At 73.6% G+C, this 19831-nt stretch carries 11 protein-coding genes and 1 riboswitch; of the genes, 5 read left to right on the forward strand and 6 right to left on the reverse strand.

All coding sequences use genetic code 11. From position 1 onward, the window contains the following. Positions 1 to 76: 76 nt before the first annotated feature. The gene (locus OG524_RS19685; protein ID WP_405389549.1) at positions 77 to 1234 is read left to right on the forward strand and encodes a PP2C family protein-serine/threonine phosphatase; all 1158 of its coding nucleotides are present in this window, start codon (positions 77 to 79) and stop codon (positions 1232 to 1234) included. Positions 1235 to 1468: 234 nt separating this feature from the next. Beyond that, a riboswitch (cyclic di-AMP (ydaO/yuaA leader) is annotated at positions 1469 to 1621 on the forward strand. An 11-nt stretch (positions 1622 to 1632) separates the two neighbouring features. Then, entirely contained in the window at positions 1633 to 2673 is a 1041-nt protein-coding gene (locus OG524_RS19690) for a M23 family metallopeptidase (protein ID WP_405389548.1), read from the forward strand. A gap of 274 nt (positions 2674 to 2947) precedes the next feature. Here the strand turns inward: OG524_RS19690 and OG524_RS19695 are convergent, their stop codons facing one another. The 4 genes from OG524_RS19695 to OG524_RS19710 form a co-directional block, all read right to left on the reverse strand. Continuing rightward, complete coding sequence (locus tag OG524_RS19695) at positions 2948 to 4420, reverse strand: PrsW family intramembrane metalloprotease (protein WP_405389547.1); 1473 nt, start codon at positions 4418 to 4420, stop codon at positions 2948 to 2950. 113 nt (positions 4421 to 4533) lie between these two features. Beyond that, entirely contained in the window at positions 4534 to 5370 is an 837-nt protein-coding gene (gene trmB / locus OG524_RS19700; protein WP_405811334.1) for a tRNA (guanosine(46)-N7)-methyltransferase TrmB, read from the reverse strand. Then, positions 5363 to 6619, reverse strand: coding sequence for an L-2-hydroxyglutarate oxidase (gene lhgO / locus OG524_RS19705; RefSeq protein ID WP_405811336.1), 1257 nt, complete (start codon positions 6617 to 6619; stop codon positions 5363 to 5365). The genes trmB and lhgO overlap by 8 nt, the downstream gene beginning before the upstream one ends. A 161-nt stretch (positions 6620 to 6780) precedes the next feature. Further along, on the reverse strand, positions 6781 to 8295 hold the full coding sequence (locus tag OG524_RS19710) for a sporulation protein (protein ID WP_405389544.1): 1515 nt from the start codon (positions 8293 to 8295) through the stop codon (positions 6781 to 6783). Between the two features lie 1081 nt (positions 8296 to 9376). Between OG524_RS19710 and OG524_RS19715 the strand changes: the two genes are divergently transcribed. Both OG524_RS19715 and OG524_RS19720 read left to right on the forward strand, forming a co-directional pair. Continuing rightward, the gene (locus OG524_RS19715) at positions 9377 to 11488 is read left to right on the forward strand and encodes an asparagine synthase-related protein (RefSeq protein ID WP_405389543.1); all 2112 of its coding nucleotides are present in this window, start codon (positions 9377 to 9379) and stop codon (positions 11486 to 11488) included. Positions 11489 to 11642: 154 nt separating this feature from the next. Further along, complete coding sequence (locus tag OG524_RS19720) at positions 11643 to 14951, forward strand: AfsR/SARP family transcriptional regulator (RefSeq protein WP_405811338.1); 3309 nt, start codon at positions 11643 to 11645, stop codon at positions 14949 to 14951. Here OG524_RS19720 and OG524_RS19725 read toward each other — a convergent pair. Next, positions 14938 to 16914, reverse strand: coding sequence for a sigma-70 family RNA polymerase sigma factor (locus tag OG524_RS19725; RefSeq protein ID WP_405811340.1), 1977 nt, complete (start codon positions 16912 to 16914; stop codon positions 14938 to 14940). The genes OG524_RS19720 and OG524_RS19725 overlap by 14 nt on opposite strands. A 288-nt stretch (positions 16915 to 17202) precedes the next feature. Next, positions 17203 to 18003 carry a TetR/AcrR family transcriptional regulator gene (locus tag OG524_RS19730; RefSeq protein ID WP_405389540.1) on the reverse strand — a complete coding sequence of 267 codons (801 nt, stop codon included), beginning with the start codon at positions 18001 to 18003 and terminating at the stop codon, positions 17203 to 17205. Between the two features lie 339 nt (positions 18004 to 18342). On the opposite strand from OG524_RS19730, the gene OG524_RS19735 reads away from it, so the two are divergent. After that, on the forward strand, positions 18343 to 19803 hold the full coding sequence (locus tag OG524_RS19735) for an NAD(P)/FAD-dependent oxidoreductase (protein WP_405389539.1): 1461 nt from the start codon (positions 18343 to 18345) through the stop codon (positions 19801 to 19803). Positions 19804 to 19831 lie beyond the last annotated feature (28 nt).

The raw sequence follows: 19831 nt of genomic DNA on the forward strand, positions 1-19831 counted from the left end.
CACGCGCGGCTCCGTCCGGTCCGGGCGGATCGCGGTACCGTCCGCAGCCGTGGGCGGACCGGGCAGGAGTGCACAGGTGGGGAAGCGGGACAGCCGACGGGGCGGAGCCGGTGGAGGCATCGGTGCCCGGAGGTTCGTGCGTGCGCTGCCGGCCCTGATGATCGGGGGCGGGATCGTCTTCGACCTGGTGACTCCGGCCGCCGTGAGCGCCGTTCCGCTCTTCGCGGCGGCTCCGCTGATCGCCGCCCCGTTCTTCTCGCTGGCCAGCACGGTCCGTACCGGTGTGGCCGCGGTCCTGGCCGTTCTCGTGATCCGGCTCTCGGACGGTGCGGTCACCGAGGTCGTGCCGCTCACCGATCTGCTCACCGTGATCACGGTCTCCGTGCTCGCCCTGGCCATCAACGGCGTCGTACGGCGCAGCAACGAGCAGCTCGCTTCGGCCCGGGTCATCGCGGAGACCGCGATGCGCGCGGTGCTGCCCACCCCGGACGACCGGATCGGCGGGCTGCTGGTCGCGGCGCGGTACGAGGCGGCGCAGGCGGACGAGTTCGTCGGCGGCGACCTGTTCGCCGTCGCGGACACCCCGCACGGGGTGCGGCTGGTCGTCGGTGACGTCCGGGGCAAGGGGCTGGACGCCGTGGAGGCGGTGGCCGTGGTGATCGGGGCCTTCCGCGAGGCGGCCGAGCAGGAGCTGTCGCTGGAGGGTGTCGCGCAGCGGCTGGAGCGGGCGCTGGCGCGGGAAGGGAGCCGCCGGGGCGGGCTCGACTCCATGGAGGGGTTCGTCACCGTTGTGCTCGCCGAGATCCCGGCAGGTTCCGGCACGGTACGGATCGTCAACCGTGGTCATCCCGAGCCGATCCTGCTGCACGCGGACGGGGCGCTCCAGGTACTGGCGCCGACCGTGCCCGCGCTGCCCATCGGGATGGACCTGGGGGTGTGGCCGGACCGCTCGGACGAGTGGGAGCTGCCGGCCGGGTCGACGCTCCTGGCGTTCACGGACGGCCTCACCGAGGCGCGGGACGCGGGCGGGGTCTTCTACGATCCGGCCGCGCGGCTGCACGGCCGGATCTTCCCCGGGCCCGAGGAACTGCTCTCCGCGCTCACCGACGACGTACGCCTGCACACCGGGGGCCACTCGACCGACGACCTGGCGCTGCTCGCCGTCGGCCGGCCCGCGCGGGGACAGCCGGAGCGGCGGACGACGGTGAAGATCGTGGGGAGGGGCGAAGGATGACCCGTCGCGACCGTCCGTAGTCGATGCGTGCCGCTCCGCATAACATTTGACACACCGTCAGAAACTGATGACCGGACCGGGAATACTCAACTCGCCCGTTTGGTGCTGTTTCCTGCCCTAAAGTCCAGGCCGGAGTGACGAATGATCAGTCGGAACAGCTTGGAATCGGGCCCCGGTGTCTATTAACGTTCGATAACGCAGCGCGGTTGTCCCAGTCGTCGCAAGAGGCGGCACCGTGCGCGAGCGCCGAATTCCGCAAGGGAACCGGGGAACCACCTACATGGGGTGAATCGGGCGCCTGTGTCTCGTGAGAGGCGAAGGAGCCCGTAGGAGACCTTCCTGCTCCGAACCCGTCAGCTAACCCGGTAGGCGATAAGGAAGGAAAGGAGTGCGCCCACGTGGCGTCCAATCAGCCTGCCCCCGAGGCCCCGTCACCCTTCAGGACCGACACCGTCGGTGGCGAGGAGAGGACTTGGGAGGAATGGAATCCCACCGAGGAGTCCATACGTCCCGTGCGCGGCAGGCACCGCGTAGCCAAGCAGCGTGGTCTCGCCCGTAGCTCCACCGTCCTCGGCGTCGGCGTCATCGCGGCCGTCGGTGCGGGTGGCATGGCCACGGCGCAGAGCAAGCCGCCGGTCTCCATCTCCCTTCCCGATTCCATCGCGGACAATCTCCCCGACGCCAAGTCCCTTCCCGGCGTGAGCGCTTTCATGTCGGACGACTCCGACGCGGACACCGGGTCGGCCGCCGACGCCTCCCCGCTCACCACCGCCGGGATCACGGCCGCCGAGGCCGAGCAGGGCGCCACCGACGCCGGTGAGGCGCTGCGCGCCCGCATCCTCCAGCAGGCCGAGCAGCAGCAGGCCGGCGCCGCCGCCGAGGCCAAGGCCGCGGAGGAGAAAGCCGCCGCCGAGCAGGCAGCGGCCGAGGCCGCGAAGCAGCAGAGCAAGGCCGAGGCCGACGCCGCAGCCGAGAAGAAGGCGGCGGAAGAGGCGGCGAGGAAGAAGGCGGAGGCCGAGCGTCTCGCCAAGCTTGCCGCCAGCTACGCCCTCCCGACGTCCTCGTACACGATCACGACGACCTACGGCCAGGCCGGTTCGATGTGGTCCTCCGGCTACCACACGGGGCTGGACTTCGCGGCTCCGACGGGTACGCCGATCAAGGCCGTGCACAGCGGCACGGTGAAGTCGGCCGGCTGGTCGGGCTCCTACGGCTACCACACGGTCCTCGTGCTCGACGACGGTACCGAGGTCTCGTACTCCCACCAGTCCTCGATGGACGTCACCGCCGGCCAGAAGGTCAGCACGGGCGACACCATCGGCCGCGTGGGCTCCACCGGGAATTCGACCGGTCCCCACCTCCACCTGGAGGTCCACACCGCGGGCGGTTCGGCCGTCGACCCGATGAGCTGGCTGCGCGGCAAGGGCCTGACGGTCTGAGCCCCCGCACCCGTACGGCGGGTCCGATCCGCGTACGTGGCGCCTCCGTTCGGCGCACCTGAACCCCGGCAGCCCTGACGCACACCCCCCGACGTCAGGGCTGCCGGTCCGCGTCGTGGGGCCCGCCCGGCCCGCCGTGGGCCTGCGGAACAGTTGCCCCGGCTGACCGGGCAGCAGCTGGCGGAGCTCACCGAGGCGTCCGCCTGACATCTGGCGCGCGTGGCCGCCGAGGCCGTCAGCGGTTCCGGCCCCGCTGTCGACCACCGCCTGGCCGCTAGCCGGGCGGTACGGGCCCTTCGCCGGTGCCCGGCTGCCGCGTACCCGGTTGGAGATACGGGTTGTAGCCGCCGTAGTGCCGGTGCGGCGCCGGGATCCGCTGCTGCGGATACGGCACGCCGTAGGCGACCTGACGGGGGAACGGGGGCGGCGGCACACGGTGCGCGCGGAGGCGGCCCGTCGCGTGGGCCGCGTACGTCAGGGCCGGGCCCGCGATATCCCGGCGCTGCCACAGGTGGGCCAGCAGCTCCTGCTCCCGTACGGCGAAGTCCGGTCCCGCCCCGTCGCGGCGGGCCCGGTGACGCAGCACGGCCAGTGAGGTCGCGAACGACTCGTACTCCGCGACCGCGCGGGCCGCGGCCCTGCCCCGGGCCCGGTCCGGGTGGCTGTTCCAGTGCCTGGCCATGTCGCGGGCCACGCCCCGCGCCCGCATGGAGGCCAGCGCGAGCGGCTCGGCCGGAGTCAGCCAGCCGGCCGACGCGTAGACGGGGAGCTCGGCGGAGAGCGTACGCAGCTCCCGCTGGCGCGACCAGATGGCCAGCCAGGTCACCAGGCCGAGGGACGGCACCATGAACGCCCCGTACACCGCGTAGAAGCCGTACGGTCCGAAGGCCGACGAGCCGTTCCACAGGGCGTGCATCCCCATGGCGAGGACGAGCCCGAGCAGTGGCAGGACGATCCGGCGCACCCGGTGGCGCTGTCCGCCGAGCGCGGCGATGCCGAAACCGATGCCGGTGAGCACCGTGAACAACGGGTGTGCGAACGGGGACATCACCACCCGTACGAAGAACGTCCCGGCCGTCACCGAGGCGAGGCCCGTGGTCCCCAACTGCTGGTCCTCACCGAAGGCGTTGCCGAGATAGAGGATGTTCTCGGTGAAGGCGAAGCCCGTCGCGGTGAATCCGGCGACCACGATGCCGTCGACGACACCGCCGAACTCCCGTCTGCGGAACAGGAAGATGAGCAGGACGGCGACGGCCTTGGCGGTCTCCTCGACGACGGGGGCGATGACCGTGGCCCCCAGGGTGTCGGCACTCGCAGGGTCGGCGGTGGCCGTGGCTATCCAGCGGGTCGCGAAGGAGTTGGCGATGATCGCCACCAGGGCCGCGGCACACGCACCCCAGGCGAAGGCGAAGAGCAGATTCCGCCAGGGGCCCGGCTCGACCCGGTCGAGCCAGCGGAACGCCGCCATCAGCATCGGCACGGGCAGCACGGCCAGGCCCAGCCCGACGAGAAAGCCCTCCGTGCCCGTCTGGTCGCGCACCAGGGACAGGATCACCAGACCGCAGAGGGCGAGCACGGCGATCACCGCCCCCGCGCGGAACGCCTTGCTGCGCCAGACCATGCCGACACGGCGGGGCCGGTAACGCCACTGGCCACGCTCGGGAACGGCGCCCAGGAACTCGTCGAGCCGCTGCTCCTCGAGAACCGGGACGGCCGGCTGCTGGTGCTGCACGGACCCCTCGGACACCTCATGACCCTAACCAGGGGGACCGACACCTGACCACGGTGCGAGGTGCCGGGCGCCCGGCGGTGGCTGATCAGCGACGGTCGTGGCCCTGGAGGACGTGCCCTGCGACGCGGCTAGAGGTCCGCGATCCGGGTGAACAGGATGTCGTGCACGACATGGCCCTTGTCCAGGCCCTGCCCCTCGAAGCGGGTCAGCGGCCGGAACGCCGGACGGGGCGCGTAGCCGCCGTCGGCGGCCGTGTTCTCGAACAGGGGGTGCGCCGTGAGCACCTCCAGCATCTGCTCCGCGTACGGCTCCCAGTCCGTCGCGCAGTGCACGACAGCGCCGGGCTTCAGCCGCCGCGCCACCAGATCGAGGAACTCCGGCTGGATCAGCCGCCGCTTGTGGTGCCGCTTCTTCGGCCAGGGGTCGGGGAAGTACACCCGGAGCCCGTCCAGCGCCGCCGGCTCCAGCATCTCGCGGAGCAGGATGATCGCGTCACCGTTGGCGACCCGGATGTTGGTCACGCCCGCCCGGTCCGCGAGACCGAGGAGATTGCCCTGACCCGGGGTGTGCACGTCGACGGCCAGGATTCCGGTGCCCGGGTCGTCGGCGGCCATCTGCGCGGTGGCCTCGCCCATGCCGAAACCGATCTCCAGGACCACCGGGAGACCGTCGAACAGCGTCGGCAGGTCGAGGACGCGGAGGCCGTCGATGTCCAGGCCCCACTTCGGCCACAGCCGCTTGAGGGCGTCCTCCTGGCCGACGGTCACACGGCTGCGGCGCGGCTGGAAGCTGCGGATCCGGCGCTCGTGGTGCGAGCCCGCCGGGTCGGCGGCGGGGCCGCCGGGGAAGCGGGGCTCCTGGCGCAACCTGCGCTGCCGCTCGAAGGAGGCGGCGCGCAGTGCCTCGGCGTCCGCGTCCGCGGTGGCGCCGGGCGTCTCTGGGGTGGGGTTCACAGGCTCAGACACAATGACCCGATTCTACGGCGGGCGGCTTCCATCCCGTCGCGCGAGCCCGCAGCAGAGCCCGTCGCGCCACCTCCCTCCCGATGGGCAGCGAAGCGGTGGCCGCGGGCGACGGGGCGTTCAGCACGTGGACGGTGTGCGGGGCCTCCCGGATCAGGAAGTCGTCCACCAGCGTGCCGTCGCGCAGTACCGCCTGGGCCCTGACCCCGGCCGGGGACGGCCTCAGGTCGTCCTCCGTCACCTCGGGCAGGAGCCGCCGGACGGCCCGGGTGAACGCCCGCTTCGACAGGGACCTGTGCACCTCGCCGGCCCCGTACCGCCAATGCCGCCGGGCGATCCGCCAGGAGCCCGGCCAGCTCAGGGTCGCGGCCAGCTCACCCGGGTGCACGACCGGCCAGCCGTACCCCTCACGGGCCAGGGCCGGCACCGCGTTCGGCCCGACGTGGACCGTGCCGTCGACACCGCGGGTCAGATGCACCCCGAGGAAGGGGAACGCCGGGTCCGGCACCGGATAGACCAGCCCGCGCACCAGCTCCGGCCTGGCCAGCTCGTAGTACTCCCCGCGGAACGGCACGATCCGCACGCCCGGGTCGTCGCCCGCGAGCCGTGCCATCCGGTCGCTGTGCAGCCCCGCGCAGTTGACCAGCACCCGGGCCCGGACCACCTGGCCGTCGGCCGTCCGCACGGCGACGCCCCAGGGGCGCCGGTCGACGGCGACGACCTCCGCGCCGTACCGGACCTGTCCGCCGGACGCGCCGACCTCGGCGGCGAACCGGGCCGCCACCGCGGCGAAGTCGCACACCCCGGTCGTCCCGACCCGGATCGCCGCGAGCCCGCGCACCTCCGGCTCGTACTCCGCGATCTGGGCGGGGCCGAGCTCCCGGACCGGCAGGCCGTGCTCACGGCCCTGCTGGACCAGTCCGTGCAGCCTCGGCAGCTCGTCGCTGGCGGTCGCCACGATCAGCTTGCCCGTCACCGCGTGCGCGATGCCGTGCTCGGCGCAGAAGTCGACGAGCTCGGCGGCGCCCCGCACCGCGTAGCGCGCCTTGAGCGAACCCGGGGCGTAGTAGATACCGCTGTGGATCACCCCGCTGTTGCGTCCGGTCTGGTGCCTGGCGGGGCCCCACTCCTTCTCCAGCACCGTGACCCGGGTGCCGGGCGCGGTGCGCGTGAGCGCGTACGCGGTCGACAGACCGACGATCCCGCCGCCGATCACCAGCACATCGCAGTCGTACGCCGCGTGCGTCATCATCACGCCACCTCCCACCCCGATAGTGCACTGACCCACTGACAACGGGCTCAAACCAGGGGCGGCAGGGGCGTGGCGTCCGATCCGAGATCCGGACCGGGCATAACGGGACGATCCGGTGTTCCGCCATGCCGGGCCACTGCGCCGGGCCACTGCACGGGCCACTACACCGGGGCCACCAGAAGCGGACGGGCCCGCTCCCGCAACTCGGCGACACGCGGCTCGTCACCGTACGGTTCGAGGCGGTGCAGCAGATCGCGGACGTACTCCGTGGTGCGGGCCGAGGAGATGCGCCCCGCCACCTCCACCGCGCGTGTCCCCGCCGCGCAGGCCGCGTCCAGATTGCCGGACTCCAGCTCGGCGACCGCCGACACGACGAGCCGCAGCCCGTGCGAGCGGACGAACTCCTCGGTGGGCCTGGACAGGGCCTGCTCCGTGAAGCGCCGCACCTGCCGGGGCGCCTTCAGGTCGCGGTAGCACTCGGCTGCGTCGGCGGCGAACCTGTCGTACGAGTAGAAGCCGAGCCAGGAAGGGTCCATGTCACCGGCCCGGGCGCGCTCCAGCCAGCTCTCGGCCGCCCTGAGAGCGGCCCCCGCGGCCGGTGCGTCGCCGGCCTTCGCGTGGGCGCGCGCCTCCACGAGCCGGAAGAAGCTCATGGTCCGTGCGGTGGCGAGGCCGCGATTGCGCTCGACCGCCGCCTGCGCGAGGTCAACGCCCTCGTCGGCGAAGCCCCGGTAGGTCGCCTGGAGCGACATCGACGCCAGTACGTATCCGCCGAGCGGCACGTCTGCGGCGGCCCGGGCCAGGCGCAGCGCCTGGATGTAGTAGCGCTGCGCGGCCTCCTGCTGGCCGGTGTCGAACGCCATCCACCCGGCGAGCCGGGTCAGCTCTGCCGAGGCGCCGAAGAGTGCCCGGCCCACCTCGTCGCTGTACGAACCCAGGAGCAGGGGTGCGGCGTCGACGCGTAAGCACTCAGGGACCATGGAGGAACGCCAGTCGCCCCCGCCGTACTTGGAGTCCCAGCGGCGCGCGTCCTGGGCGGCCTCGCGGAGCTTGGCGACATCGCTGTGGCCGACCCGCAGGGGGGAGGCGTCGGACACGGTGTCGGGCCCCGGCTGGACGGGCACCCCGATCTGCGCCCCCGGTGCGCCCTGGCCGCCGGCTGCGCCCCGGGTGCCGAGGATCGCGGCCTGGGCGGCCGTCGAGTCCCGGGCGACCGACGGATCAGCGGGTGTTATGAGCCATCGGGACGCGGGGGTCGCATACGCGCTCACGGCGAAGGAACCGGCGAGCGACTGCCAGATTCCGCCGCCGCCGCGGCGGCCCGCCAGGTCCAGCCGGTAGAGATCCGTCGCCGAGCGCACCGCCTCGCCCACGTCACGCGGGAACGCCAGACCGACCTCCGGCGCGGGGTCGGCGTCGGCGAGCCCGATCTCGTGCAGCGGCACCGGACGGCCGAGTTTGGCCCCTATCGCCGCCGCGATGAGATGGGGCGCCGCACCCTGCGGCACCATGCCCTTGGCGACCCAGCGGGCCACCGAGGTCTTGTCGTAGCGAAGTGTCAGACCGCGCTGCGCTCCGAGGTCGTTGACCCGCCGGGCGAGCCCGGCGTTGCTGATTCCCGCGAGGGCGAGAACCGTGCCGAGCTTCTCGTTCGGCCCGCGTTGCTCCCTGGACATGCGCCACCCCTCGACACACAGACGGCCGCCGCGACACCGTGAGGCGCGCGGCATTCGTACCGTGTTCTCCCCAGGTACGGTCCCGGGCACTCCGGCCGCACACGCATTTGGCTGAGCCCCGTGGAATATGCCGCCCTGCTGAGAACATCGGTAAACCCAGCGTAGTTCGCCGCATCCCTACCGTTAAGGGGCAGTCGTCCGGATGGCGGGAATGTTGTCCGCGCCGACGCGGCGCCGTCGGAGTCCAAGGCGCCGGCCGCCGGTGCGCCGCCCCGTTCACCGGCCGCGCACCGGGTGCGTCCACGGATACGGGTGCGGCGCCGCGCGCGGAGTCACACGGCGGTCATCGGGCGGTACGGAGCAAGAGCATCGTGCTCCCGTTGTGTGGCCGTGCGCCCGGCCGTGCGCTCTGCCCTGGCCTGCACGGGAGCGCTTCGATGGGTGCTGCGTGGGTCGGCCCGCTGCACTGGACTCAGCGGGCTGGGGGAGACCGCCGCCCCAATCCCCGCGGGCGGCGAACCGGTCCGGGAGGTGACGAACACCTCCCGGACTGTGCGTCGAAGGGCACGGTTCCAGGGGGCGAGGCGGGTGGGCCGGCGCACCCGGGGGGATGCGCCGGCCGACGCGTCACCGGGGCCGGGGCAAACCTCCCCGAAGTCCGGTCCGGTGCTCCGCGGGGTGCGGGCGGGGTGTCGTCGAAGCCCTGTGGAAGCTCTTCCGGCGGCCTTTCGGAAGCTCCTCCGGAGTGAAACGCGCGAGCGGATCGCGATCTGAGAATGGCTGGATCCGGACGGTCGTGTGACGCCTCCGGGAACGGTCCGCCTATGGCCGGTTTACGTCTGTTCCTCGGCGTGACCGAGGCGGGGTCCGTGCTCCGGGCCCGTGCGGGGCAACTCCCGGAAGCGGCAGTTCCGTTGTGGTGGGATCCGGGGAGGTGGCGCCAGGCCTTTGCCAGGGGCGCATGCGCGTCCTCCGTGCGCCGCCCGTACCCCCTCCCAGGTGCCTTTGTCGTGGCAGCATGTCCGCAGCGGCGTTCCCGGGTCCTGGCGCGCCGGTTCGTCCACAGCCTGTGGAGGCGGCGATGCGTTGGTTGGTGGGGTGGAGCAGTATCGCCGCGAGCTTCGGCACCGTGGGCGCCGTCGGCCACCACGGGGAGGGGCGCACGGTCCACCCCGTGGGTTCCCAACTCCTGTGGGGGGACCCGGATCCGCTCTGGGCCGTGGGTGACTGGCGACCCGACGAGATCCGCGTCATCACGGTCGCCACCCCCGAGGGCGCGCCCACCACCCGCCTCGCGGTCCTCGGCTGCTGCGGGGCCACCGACGAACAGCTCCGGGTCGGGCTGCTGGCCGCCCGCGGCGGGGCACTGCGCCATCTCACCGCCTGGCCGGGCAGTTACACGGCCGTCGCGCAGATCGGCCGCCGCATCACCGTCGCCGGGGACCTCGCCGGAGCGCGCCCCGTCTTCCACACCCCGTGGGCCAACGGCACCGCGTACGCCACCGCCGCCCTCCCGCTCGCCGATCTCATCGAGGCCCAGCTGGACATCGGCCACCTGGCCGCGCTGCTCGCCTGCCCCGAGACCCCGGAAGCGCTGGGCGACGGCACACCGTACGCGGGCGTGAAGCGGATCCCCCCGGGGCACGCGCTGATCCTCCGGGAGGGCTCGCGCGAGATCACCGGGTACGAGGCGGTTGCCTCGCTCGCCGTCGCGGCCCCCCAGACCGACCCCGTGAGCGCCGTCGAGGGTGTACGGGACGCGCTGGTCGAAGCCGTACGCGCCCGGCTCACGGCCCCGCGCCACGCCCCGGGGGCCATGCCGCCGGATCCGGGTCCGGTGCCGGGCATGGGGCCCGCCGAGCGCCGCGCGGCCCGCGGGGCGCCCGTGCCCGGCATCGGCTCCGACCTCTCCGGAGGCAGCGCCTCCGCCACCCTTGCCCTGCTGGCCGCCGGGCTGCCCGGACTCCCCGGCACCGTCCTCGGGCACGGCACCGGGGCGGGCGAGCGACTGCTCGCCGTCACCTTCAACGACCTGTCCACACAGGGCCGCGAGGACGAGTTGGAGCGTGCCCGCGTCATCGCGGCCAACCCCCGCCTGCACCACGTGGTCGTCGCGGCCGGCGAGGAGGCCCTGCCCTACGCGTCGCTGGAGAGCGGCCCGCTCACCGACGAACCCGCCCCGTCGCTCGTCGTCGCCGAACGCCACCGCCGCCGACTGGCCGCGGGAAGCGCCGACCACTTCGTCGGCCACGGCGCCCGGCAGGTCCTCGACGCGCACCCCGCACGGCTTGCCGACCTCCTCATGGACCGGCGCAGACGCCACATCCTGCGCCCCGTCGCCGCGCTCGCCAGGGCCGAAGGGCCATCCGCCCACTCCCTGTTCGTCCCGGTGGCCGTCTACCGCGCCGCCCGCCGGCTGGCCCGCACGTCCTACCGCACCGGACTGGAATCGGCTGCCGGCCTGCTGCCCGACGCCAACCGCTACGCCCCCGACCTCGACACCCCGGCCGACGCCTCGCTCGCCGCCCTCACCTGGTCCCGGCCCGGTCCGGCCGCGCGCTGGCTCACCGGTGAGGCACTCGCCGAAGTGGCGGTCCGGCTCCAGGAGGCGGCGATCCGGCCGGCGTCGGTCCAGCGCCCGGGGGAGGCCCGCGCCAGGGCGGCGCTCGCCCGGCACGCGGCCGACCAGCGGATCCTGGAACAGGCCGCGGAGGTCCGCAGCCAGCGCCTGCACGCCCCGTTCCTCGACAACCAGGTCGTACGGGCGGCCAGGGCCCTCCCCGAGTCGCTGCGCGTCCAGCCGGGCGCCCGGGCCGCGATCCTGCGCCGGGTCCTCGCGGGTGCGGGCATCCAGGAACTGCCGCCCGGCTGGGGCACCCCGTCCCAGGCCACCTCGGACGCGGCGGGCCGCATCGGCCTGCGCACGGCTCTCCCGGAGCTGATCGCCCTCTTCGACGCCCCGCTGCTCGCCGACGCGGGCCTGATCGAGGCCCGCGTCGTACGGAAGGCGCTGCGCGCGGCCTCCGAGGGTGAACCGCTGCCCCTGGACGGCCTGGCCGCCCTCGCCTCCACGGAACTCTGGCTCCGCCGCCTGATCACCCGCCGGGGCACCTGCTGGACGGGCACGGCGGCCCCGCGGCAGCGGGCGGTGGCGGGCGGCGTGGTCCCGGCCCGCCGGACGCTTCAGCCGTAGCCGTAGCCGTAGCCGTAGCCGTACGGGGAGGCCCCGGACCCGCACCCCTCAGCCGTGACGGCCCCCGTTCCCCGCCTTCCCGCGCCCGCGGACCGGGTTCCGCCCTCGGCAGACGGCCGGGCCGGGTGCGGCCCGCCCGGGACACAATGGCTCCGTGCGGTATCTGATCCTGGGCGTCACCGAGGCGCGAGACGGGGACGGCGGTGCGCTGCCCGTCGGCGGCCCCCGGCTGCGTGCCCTCCTCGCGGCGCTCGCCCTGCGCGCGGGCCGCCCCGTCACCGTCGCCGCGCTCGTCGACGACGTATGGGGCGGTGATCCGCCGCAGGACGCCCCCGCCGCCCTCCAGGCACTCGTCGGCCGGCTGCGCCGCGCCCTCGGCAGGGCGGCGGTCGCCGGGGATCCCGCCGGCTACCGGCTCGACGCGGGCCCCGACGACATCGACCTGTACGTCTTCGAGCGGCTCGCCCGCCAAGGCGCCCGGGAACTGGCCGACGGAGACCCCGAGTCCGCCGCCCACACCCTGCGCACCGCGCTGGACCTCTGGCGCGGGCCCGCCCTCGCCGACCTCCCCGAACGCGAACGGGACCAGGGGATACGGGCGGAGGCCCACCGGCTCACCGCAGTCCAGCAGCGCGTCGAGGCCGACCTCCGGCGCGGGGACCGGGCGGGACTCGTACCCGAGCTCCGGGAGCTCACGGCCGCCCACCCGTACCACGAACCCCTGCACGCCCAACTGCTCCGGGCGCTGCGCGCCGAAGGCAGACAGGCCGACGCGCTCGTCGCGTACGAGGAGGCCCGCCGGGCACTCGCCGACGGCCTGGGCACCGATCCCGGACCGGAACTCACCGCTCTCCACAGGGAACTCCTCGACCAGCACGGACACGCCACGGAACACTCCGTACCGCATGCCACGGAGCATGTACCGCATGCCGCGGACCACCACGTACCGCCGGCCGCTGCGCACGACCCGCACCCCGCCGAGGGCAACATCCGCCCCCGGCTCACCTCCTTCGTCGGACGCGAAGCCGAACTCCGTTCCATCCGCGCCGATCTGACCCGCGCACGCCTGGTCACCCTCACCGGCCCCGGCGGCTCGGGCAAGACCCGGCTGGCCGAGGAGGCCACCACCGGACAAGGCGCCGCCTGGATCGCCGAACTCGCCCCGCTCGACGACCCCTCCGCCGTACCCGGAGCCGTACTCTCCGCGCTCGGCCTGCGCGAGACGGCACTGCTGCGCGACAGCACCCGGGACGGGTCCGCCGCACCCGTCGACCCCACCGAGCGGCTGGTCGAACACCTCGCGCACCGCTCACGCCACCGGCCGTTCCTCCTCGTGCTCGACAACTGCGAGCACGTCATCGACGCGGCGGCGGCCCTCGCGGAGACCCTCCTCACGCACTGTCCGGGACTCCGCGTCCTCGCCACCAGCCGTGAACCACTCGGCGTACCCGGCGAGGCCGTGCGGCCCGTCGGGCCGCTCCCGCCGGACCCCGCGCACCGCCTCTTCGCCGAGCGCGCCCGCGCCGTACGGCCGGACTTCGACCCGGAGGCGACGGGAGCGGCCGACACTCCGCGGGCCGTCGCCGAGATCTGCCGGCGGCTCGACGGCCTGCCGCTCGCCATCGAACTGGCCGCCGCCCGGCTCCGGGTGCTCACCCCGCGCCAGATCGCGGACCGGCTGGACGACAGGTTCCGGCTGCTCACCCATGGGAGCCGCACCGTGCTGCCCCGCCAGCAGACCCTGCGCGCGGTCGTGGACTGGTCCTGGGACCTGCTGGCGGAGGACGAGCGCACGGTCCTGCGCCAGGTCTCGGTGTTCGCGGGCGGCTGGGACCTGGCCGCGGCCGAAGCGGTGACCGCCGGACCCGAGGCGGCTTCCCTCCTCGGCGCGCTCGTCGACAGGTCCCTCGTCGTCGCGACCCCCACCGATGCCGGGGACATGCGCTACCGCCTCCTGGAGACCATCCACGAGTACGCCTCCGAGCGGGCCGCCGAGGCCCCGGGCGTACGGGCTGCCGCCGCCACGGCCCACACCGCGCACTTCACCGCGCTCGTCGAGGAGGCCGACCCGCTGCTCCGCTCCGGGGAACAACTGCCTTGGATCGGAAGGCTGGAGACGGAACTCGACAACATCCGCGCCGCCCTGCACCGCACCACCGCGGGCGGGAGCTCCGAGCCGGAGGCACTGCGCCTGGTGCTCGGCATGGGCTGGTTCTGGTGGCTGCGCAACTTCCGTACGGAGGGCCTGGTCTGGGCCGACCGTACCGTCGCCCTCGGCGAGGACCCCGAGGAACCGGCCGACCCCCGCCACTGGCCCCGCATGCACCTGCACATGCTGCGGTTCTTCCTCGCGGTGGAGAGCCGGCCGGCCGACAACCTCCACGAGGACGAGGAGTTCCAGGACCTGGTGGTCCGGGTGTCGGCGGCCTTCGGCGCGGGGGGCCCGGAGTCCACGCGCTTCCCCGGAATGCTCTGGCCGATGACCGCGTGCATGCACCGCGAGTACACGGCCGACGTGCACACGCAATTCGACGAGGCCGTCGCCCGCACCCGTGCCCACGGCGGCGACTGGGAGTACGGCTTCACCCTGATGTTCCGCACCCACATGCTGGTGGACACGCCCCGGGGCATCACGGGCATCGACGAGGACCTGGCCGAACTGCGCGTCCTGAGCCGCCGTGTGGGCGACCGCTACCTGCGCGCCCAGGTCGCGAGCGCGTCCGCCGAGGCCGGAATGATGCAGGGGCGGTACGAGGAGGCGCGGACGGCCTACCGGGAGGCACTGGAGCTCGCCCGGGAGGTCGGCGCCCACGCGGAAGCACCGTTCCTCATCGGACGCCTCGCCGAACTCGCCTACCGGACCGGCGACCTGGACGCGGCCAGGAAGGGCCTGGACGAGGCGGAGACGGAGGCCGGACGGCAGCAGGTGCTGGACGCCCAGGCGTACGTGGGCTTCCTGCGGGCCTGCGTCGCGCTGACGGCCGGGGAGGTGCAGGACGCGCGACGGTTCATCGACTCGGCGCGGAACTCCCAGGTGTACGGCAGCCGGCCGCCCCAGTTCGAGGCCGCGGTCGAGGGTCTCTCGGCGCGCATCAGCGTGTTCGAACCGTCGGGGGGCCCGGCCGCCGGACTCCGCGGGGTGACCGGGGCGCTGGGCACGGCCGCGGCGGCCGGATGCGCGGAGGTGTTCACGGCCCATCTCGCTGAGGCGGCCGGGACCATCCTGCCGCGGCTCGGACTGTTCGCCGAGTCCGCACGCGTCCTCGCGGCGGCAGGGACCTGGCGGGTGAACGGCCCCCGGTCGGTGGTCGAGGAGAGAGAGGTGGCGGCGGTCCTGGAACAGCTCCGGGACGAGCTGACCCCCGAGGCGTACGAAGCGCAGTGCGCGGCGGGACGCCCCCTCACCGTGGACGACGTCCTGGTCCTCCTCAGCCGCCTCCTCGCGGAGCTCAGCGACAGCTGATCCGGGATTCCGCCCAGTCGGCCAGCGTCAGCCCGCCGAGCGGGCCCGCGGGCTCCACCACGAGCCGGATCGTGCCCTGCCCCTCGATGCCGACGCTCGTCGCCACCGCCGGGTCTCCGCCCCGCATCACGGGCGACTCCCACAGCCGCGCCCCGTCACCGCCGACCACGGAGAAGCGCACCGGGCCGAGCATCTCCGTCAGGTCGTCCACGCCGACCATCGCCTGGTAGCGGGTGCATGGGCGGTTGAGCTGGATCGCGACCGACGAGCGGGCGTGGACGGTGACGCCGTGGGCGTACGTCGTCGAGCCGATCGACAGTTCGGTGCGCTGCCAGACCACCCCCCGGGTCTCACCGAGGAGGATCTCCGGCCCGGTGTGATCCCCTGCCACCGAGTACGCCAGTTCGTTGACCTGGTAGATCTCGGGCGGAGGCGGAGGCGGAGGCGGCGGGGTGCTCCGAGCGGGCGGCTCCGGGCTGGGCTCCGGCGGTGCGGGTGCGGGCGGTTCCGGCCGTGTGGGCTCGGGGGCCGGCTCCGGCGCGGGCGGTGCCGGCGTGGGGGTGGGGGTCGGCTCGGGCTCGGGTGTCGGTTCGGGCGCGGGCGGCGGCGCGGGGGCCGGCGGAGCCTGCGGAGGAGTGGGTGTCGGCACGGCGAGGGCCGCCACCGGCGGCTCGGCGGCCGGTTTCGGCTCGGGGACCGGCCGGTCGTCGCCGACCAGGGCCCACACCAGCCCGGCCGCGGCCGCCACGGCCACCGTGGCCACGATGCCCGCCTTCACCGGCGCGCCGAGTCCCTCGGCCGCGGCGGCTCCACCTGCCGTGTTCCCGGAGGCGGCACCGCCCGTCGCGGCGGCGGCCGCCCCGGCACCCGCCGCGCCTGCCGCCCCGCCCGCCACGACTCCCGCGGCCTTGACCGCGTAGCCCGCGGCGAACCAGCCGATGACGGCGACCGGAAGCAGCGCCGGGATCCCGGCGTTCACATGCTTCAACTCACCGACGGCGATCCGGCACTTCGCGCACTCGTCCAGATGCTTGCGCAGCCCGCGCTCGGCCCGGCTCCGCAGCCCGCCCCGGGCATGGGCACCCAGCCGGTCGGCGTACTGGGCGCAGTCTCCGCCCGCCGTCAGCGCCTGGCTCACATGGGCCTGGAGATAGGCCTGCTTGAGCCCTTCGCGGGCCCGGACGGCCAGCACCGCCGTGGCGTTGGCGGTCAGGCCGAACAGCGGGGCGACCTCGCTCGGCGACTCCTCCTCCACGGTGGTGTGCCACAGCACGGCCTGCCAGCGCTCCGGCAGACTGCGGAACGCCTCCATGGCCATGGAACGGTCCGCCTCGTGCATGGCCAGCACATCGGCTCCGAGATCGAGGGTGTCGGCCTCCGCGAGCTCGGAGGCACGCGTGGCCTGCGCGGCGAACACCGCGAAGTCGTCGACGAGATGCTCCCGCTTCGCGCTCCTCGTCCACGCGGCGGCGACATGCCGGACAGCGGTCATCAGGTAGGCCCGGACGGCTTCCTCCGGCCCCTTCCCGCCCCGTACCGCCTGGAGGGTCCGTGCGAACACCTCGGCCGTCAGGTCGTCGGCGGTGTGGGCGTCGCGGCAGCAGGTGCGGGCGTAGCGGCGCACCGCCCCGGAGTGGCGCCGGAACAGCTCCTCGTAGGCCCGGTCGTCGCCGGCCCGCATGCCCTGGATCAACTTGGCGTCGGAGGGCCCGAGATCGGCGGAGCCCGCGCGGCCCTCCCGCTGGAGAGGGACGGCGTACGTGGCACCCGCGTCGTCGGTGGGCGCCGCCCAGGGGCCGGGCAGCACGGTGCCGCCCTCGGCCCGGCCACCGCCCGACCGTCCCGAGCCGGCCTGGCTCGGGACCTGGCCGGTGAACGGCTCGCCGGTCTCCGTGCCGCCGTCCGTGATGCCGCCGTCCGTGATGCCGTCGGCCGGTTCCTCCTGCTGCGCGTCACCGCTCATCGCGGAAGCCCCCGTATGCACCTTCGGACCCGTAATACCGGGGCCAGAGTGTCACAGAGCCCTGCCGCGGCGAACCCTCAGCCCGGGCAACCACTCGTCCGAGGTGTCTTCCCGCACATGAGGCGCGAGATATCACCCCATCGAGGGAGTCCCCACACCCCACACCCCACACCCCGCAGCCGTAAGGGTGTCCGCCCCGCCCGGCAGGTCCGCCCGGCACGCCCGTCCCGCAGGGACGGACAACCGCCCGCGCGGGGCCGGACCCCGGCCGGAAGGCGGGGCACACGCCTAGACGGGCCGGGAACGCAGGCCCTCCAGCAGGATGTCCAGCAGCCGCGCGGACGCGGCCGCCTGATGAACGGGATCCGGCAGTGCCGGTGCCGCGGTGGCGATGACCAACAGCACGTCCGCCACCGTCACATCGCCCCGAAGCTCCCCCGACTCCCGCGCACGGTCGACCAGTCGGCCCACGACCTCCAGCAACTCGCCCGCGCCGGAGTCGTCGTCCATGCCCTCCTCGGCGGAGCGCGGTGCGACCACCCGGAGATCGGGCTGTGCCATCTGCCGCTGATGCGGAACTCGCGTCTCGCCGTCGGCCGAACCCGGCACGGCGGCCGAATCCTCCGGATCGGCCCCGACCCGCAGCACCTGCGGCGGCAGCAGCCGGCCCGCTCCCGAGGCCACCGATGTCCGCAGGAAACGGGACAGCGCCGACCACGGCTCGTCCTCCTGCCCCAGAGCGGACCGCGCCTGGTCGGTGAGCCGTGAGGTCTCCTCCTCGGCTATCCGGCGCACCAGCACGTCCTTGCTCGGGAAACGCCGGTAGACCGTACCGACACCGACCCGGGCGCGGCGTGCCACGTCCTCCATCGGCGCGCCGTACCCCAGCTCGCCGAACACCTCACGTGCGGCGCGCAGGACGTGTTCCAGATTGCGCTGCGCGTCCACGCGGAGCGGCGCCGTGCGGGCCGCGTTCCCCACGGGCCCGCCCCCGGCGACCGTCGCGACCGCTCCCACCGGGCTCAGCCGCCCGTGGCCCTCCGAAGCAGAGGTGACAGTGCTCTGCCCATGCAAATCCTGAATGTGCATAACTTCCCCCGGTTATGACGTCTCCCCCCGGAGACTTCCCCGCCGTGTCAGCCGGTGTGCGGATCATCGTCCGACTCAGACACCCCGACGGGGTACGAACATAGTTGAGCCCGGCTCAATTCAGAAGAGGGTAGTTCCGCACGGAGCGCCCCCCGATCGGAGCAAGGACCGGTTGAACCCTGATTCGCCCCATGCCCGCACCCCCTCCCGCCATGCCTGACCTGCACCGCTGCCGGGATACACGGTGATTGCTCCCCGACGGGTGATCGAAGAGCTCCGGTCACACAATTTGCCGGGCCTGTGGACAAACTCCGGACTCCGGTGCGTCATGGGATGGTGATGGCTCCAGATTCCCGGGGGACGACCCCCGGCACCAGGCCGCGTGTACGCATTCTCGTCGTCGGCGGCGGTTACGTCGGGATGTACACCGCACTGCGTCTCCAGCGGAAGCTGAGGCAGAGACTGAAGAGCGGTGAGGCCGAGATCGTGGTGGTCACGCCGGAGCCCTATATGACGTACCAGCCGTTCCTGCCCGAGGCCGCGGCCGGTTCGATCTCGCCGCGCCATGTCGTCGTACCGCTGCGCCGGGTCCTGAAGTACTGCACGATCGTCATCGGCGAGGCGGAACGCGTCGACCACGCCAAACGCACCGCGACCGTCACGACGCTCGCGACCGGCGAGGACGGCACCGGCGCCGTCGAGATCCCCTACGACGAGATCGTCATCGCACCCGGATCCGTCTCGCGCACCCTCCCGGTCCCCGGCCTCGCCGACTTCGGCATCGGCTTCAAGACCGTCGAGGAGGCCATCGGGCTCCGCAACCACGTCATCGAACAGATGGACATCGCCTCCGCGACCCGGGACCCGTCCATCCGCGACGCGGCCCTCACCTTCGTCTTCGTCGGCGGCGGGTACGCGGGTGTCGAGGCGCTTGCCGAGCTGGAGGACATGGCCCGCTACACCGCGCGGTACTACCACAACATCAAGCCCACGGACCTGCGATGGATCCTGGTCGAGGCGACCGGCCGCATCCTGCCGGAGGTCGGCGAGGCGATGGGCAGGTACGCCGTCCGGGAACTGCGGGGCCGCAACATCGACGTACGGCTCGACACCCGTCTCGACAGCTGCGAGGGCCGGATCGCGGTCCTCAGCGACGGCTCCCGCTTCCCGACCCGCACCCTGGTGTGGACCGCGGGCGTCAAACCCGCGCCGCTGCTCGCCGCGACCGACCTGCCCCTCACCGAGCGCGGCCGGCTCCGCTGTACCGCCGCTCTCCGCGTCGACGGAGTCGAGCACGCCTGGGCGGCCGGGGACGCGGCGGCCGTCCCCGACCTCACCTCCTCGGAGCCCGGGAGGGAGACCGCGCCGAACGCCCAGCACGCGGTCCGTCAGGCCAAGGTCCTCGCGGAGAACATCCTCGCCACGCTTGCCGGACAGCCCGTCAAGGACTACCGGCACTCCTACGCCGGATCCGTCGCCTCACTGGGCCTCCACAAGGGCGTCGCCCATGTCTACGGCCGCAAGCTCAAGGGGTACCCCGCGTGGCTGATGCACCGCGTGTACCACCTCAGCCGGGTGCCCACCTTCAACCGGAAGGCACGCGTCCTTGCCGAGTGGACACTGGCCGGACTCTTCAAGCGCGAGATTGTCTCCCTCGGCTCTCTCGAACACCCGCGCGCCGAATTCGCGCTCGCGGCCGGCGGCCACGCACACCCCGGACCTCCCGGGAGCGAGGGGAACGCCGGACGCGCCGGCGACAACCCGCCGAAGGAAGACGGCCCGCCGAAGACATCCGGCTGAACCCCTGGTCCACGGCCCACGGAACGGC

The organism is Streptomyces sp. NBC_01520 (assembly GCF_045040375.1).
GTDB lineage: Bacteria > Actinomycetota > Actinomycetes > Streptomycetales > Streptomycetaceae > Streptomyces.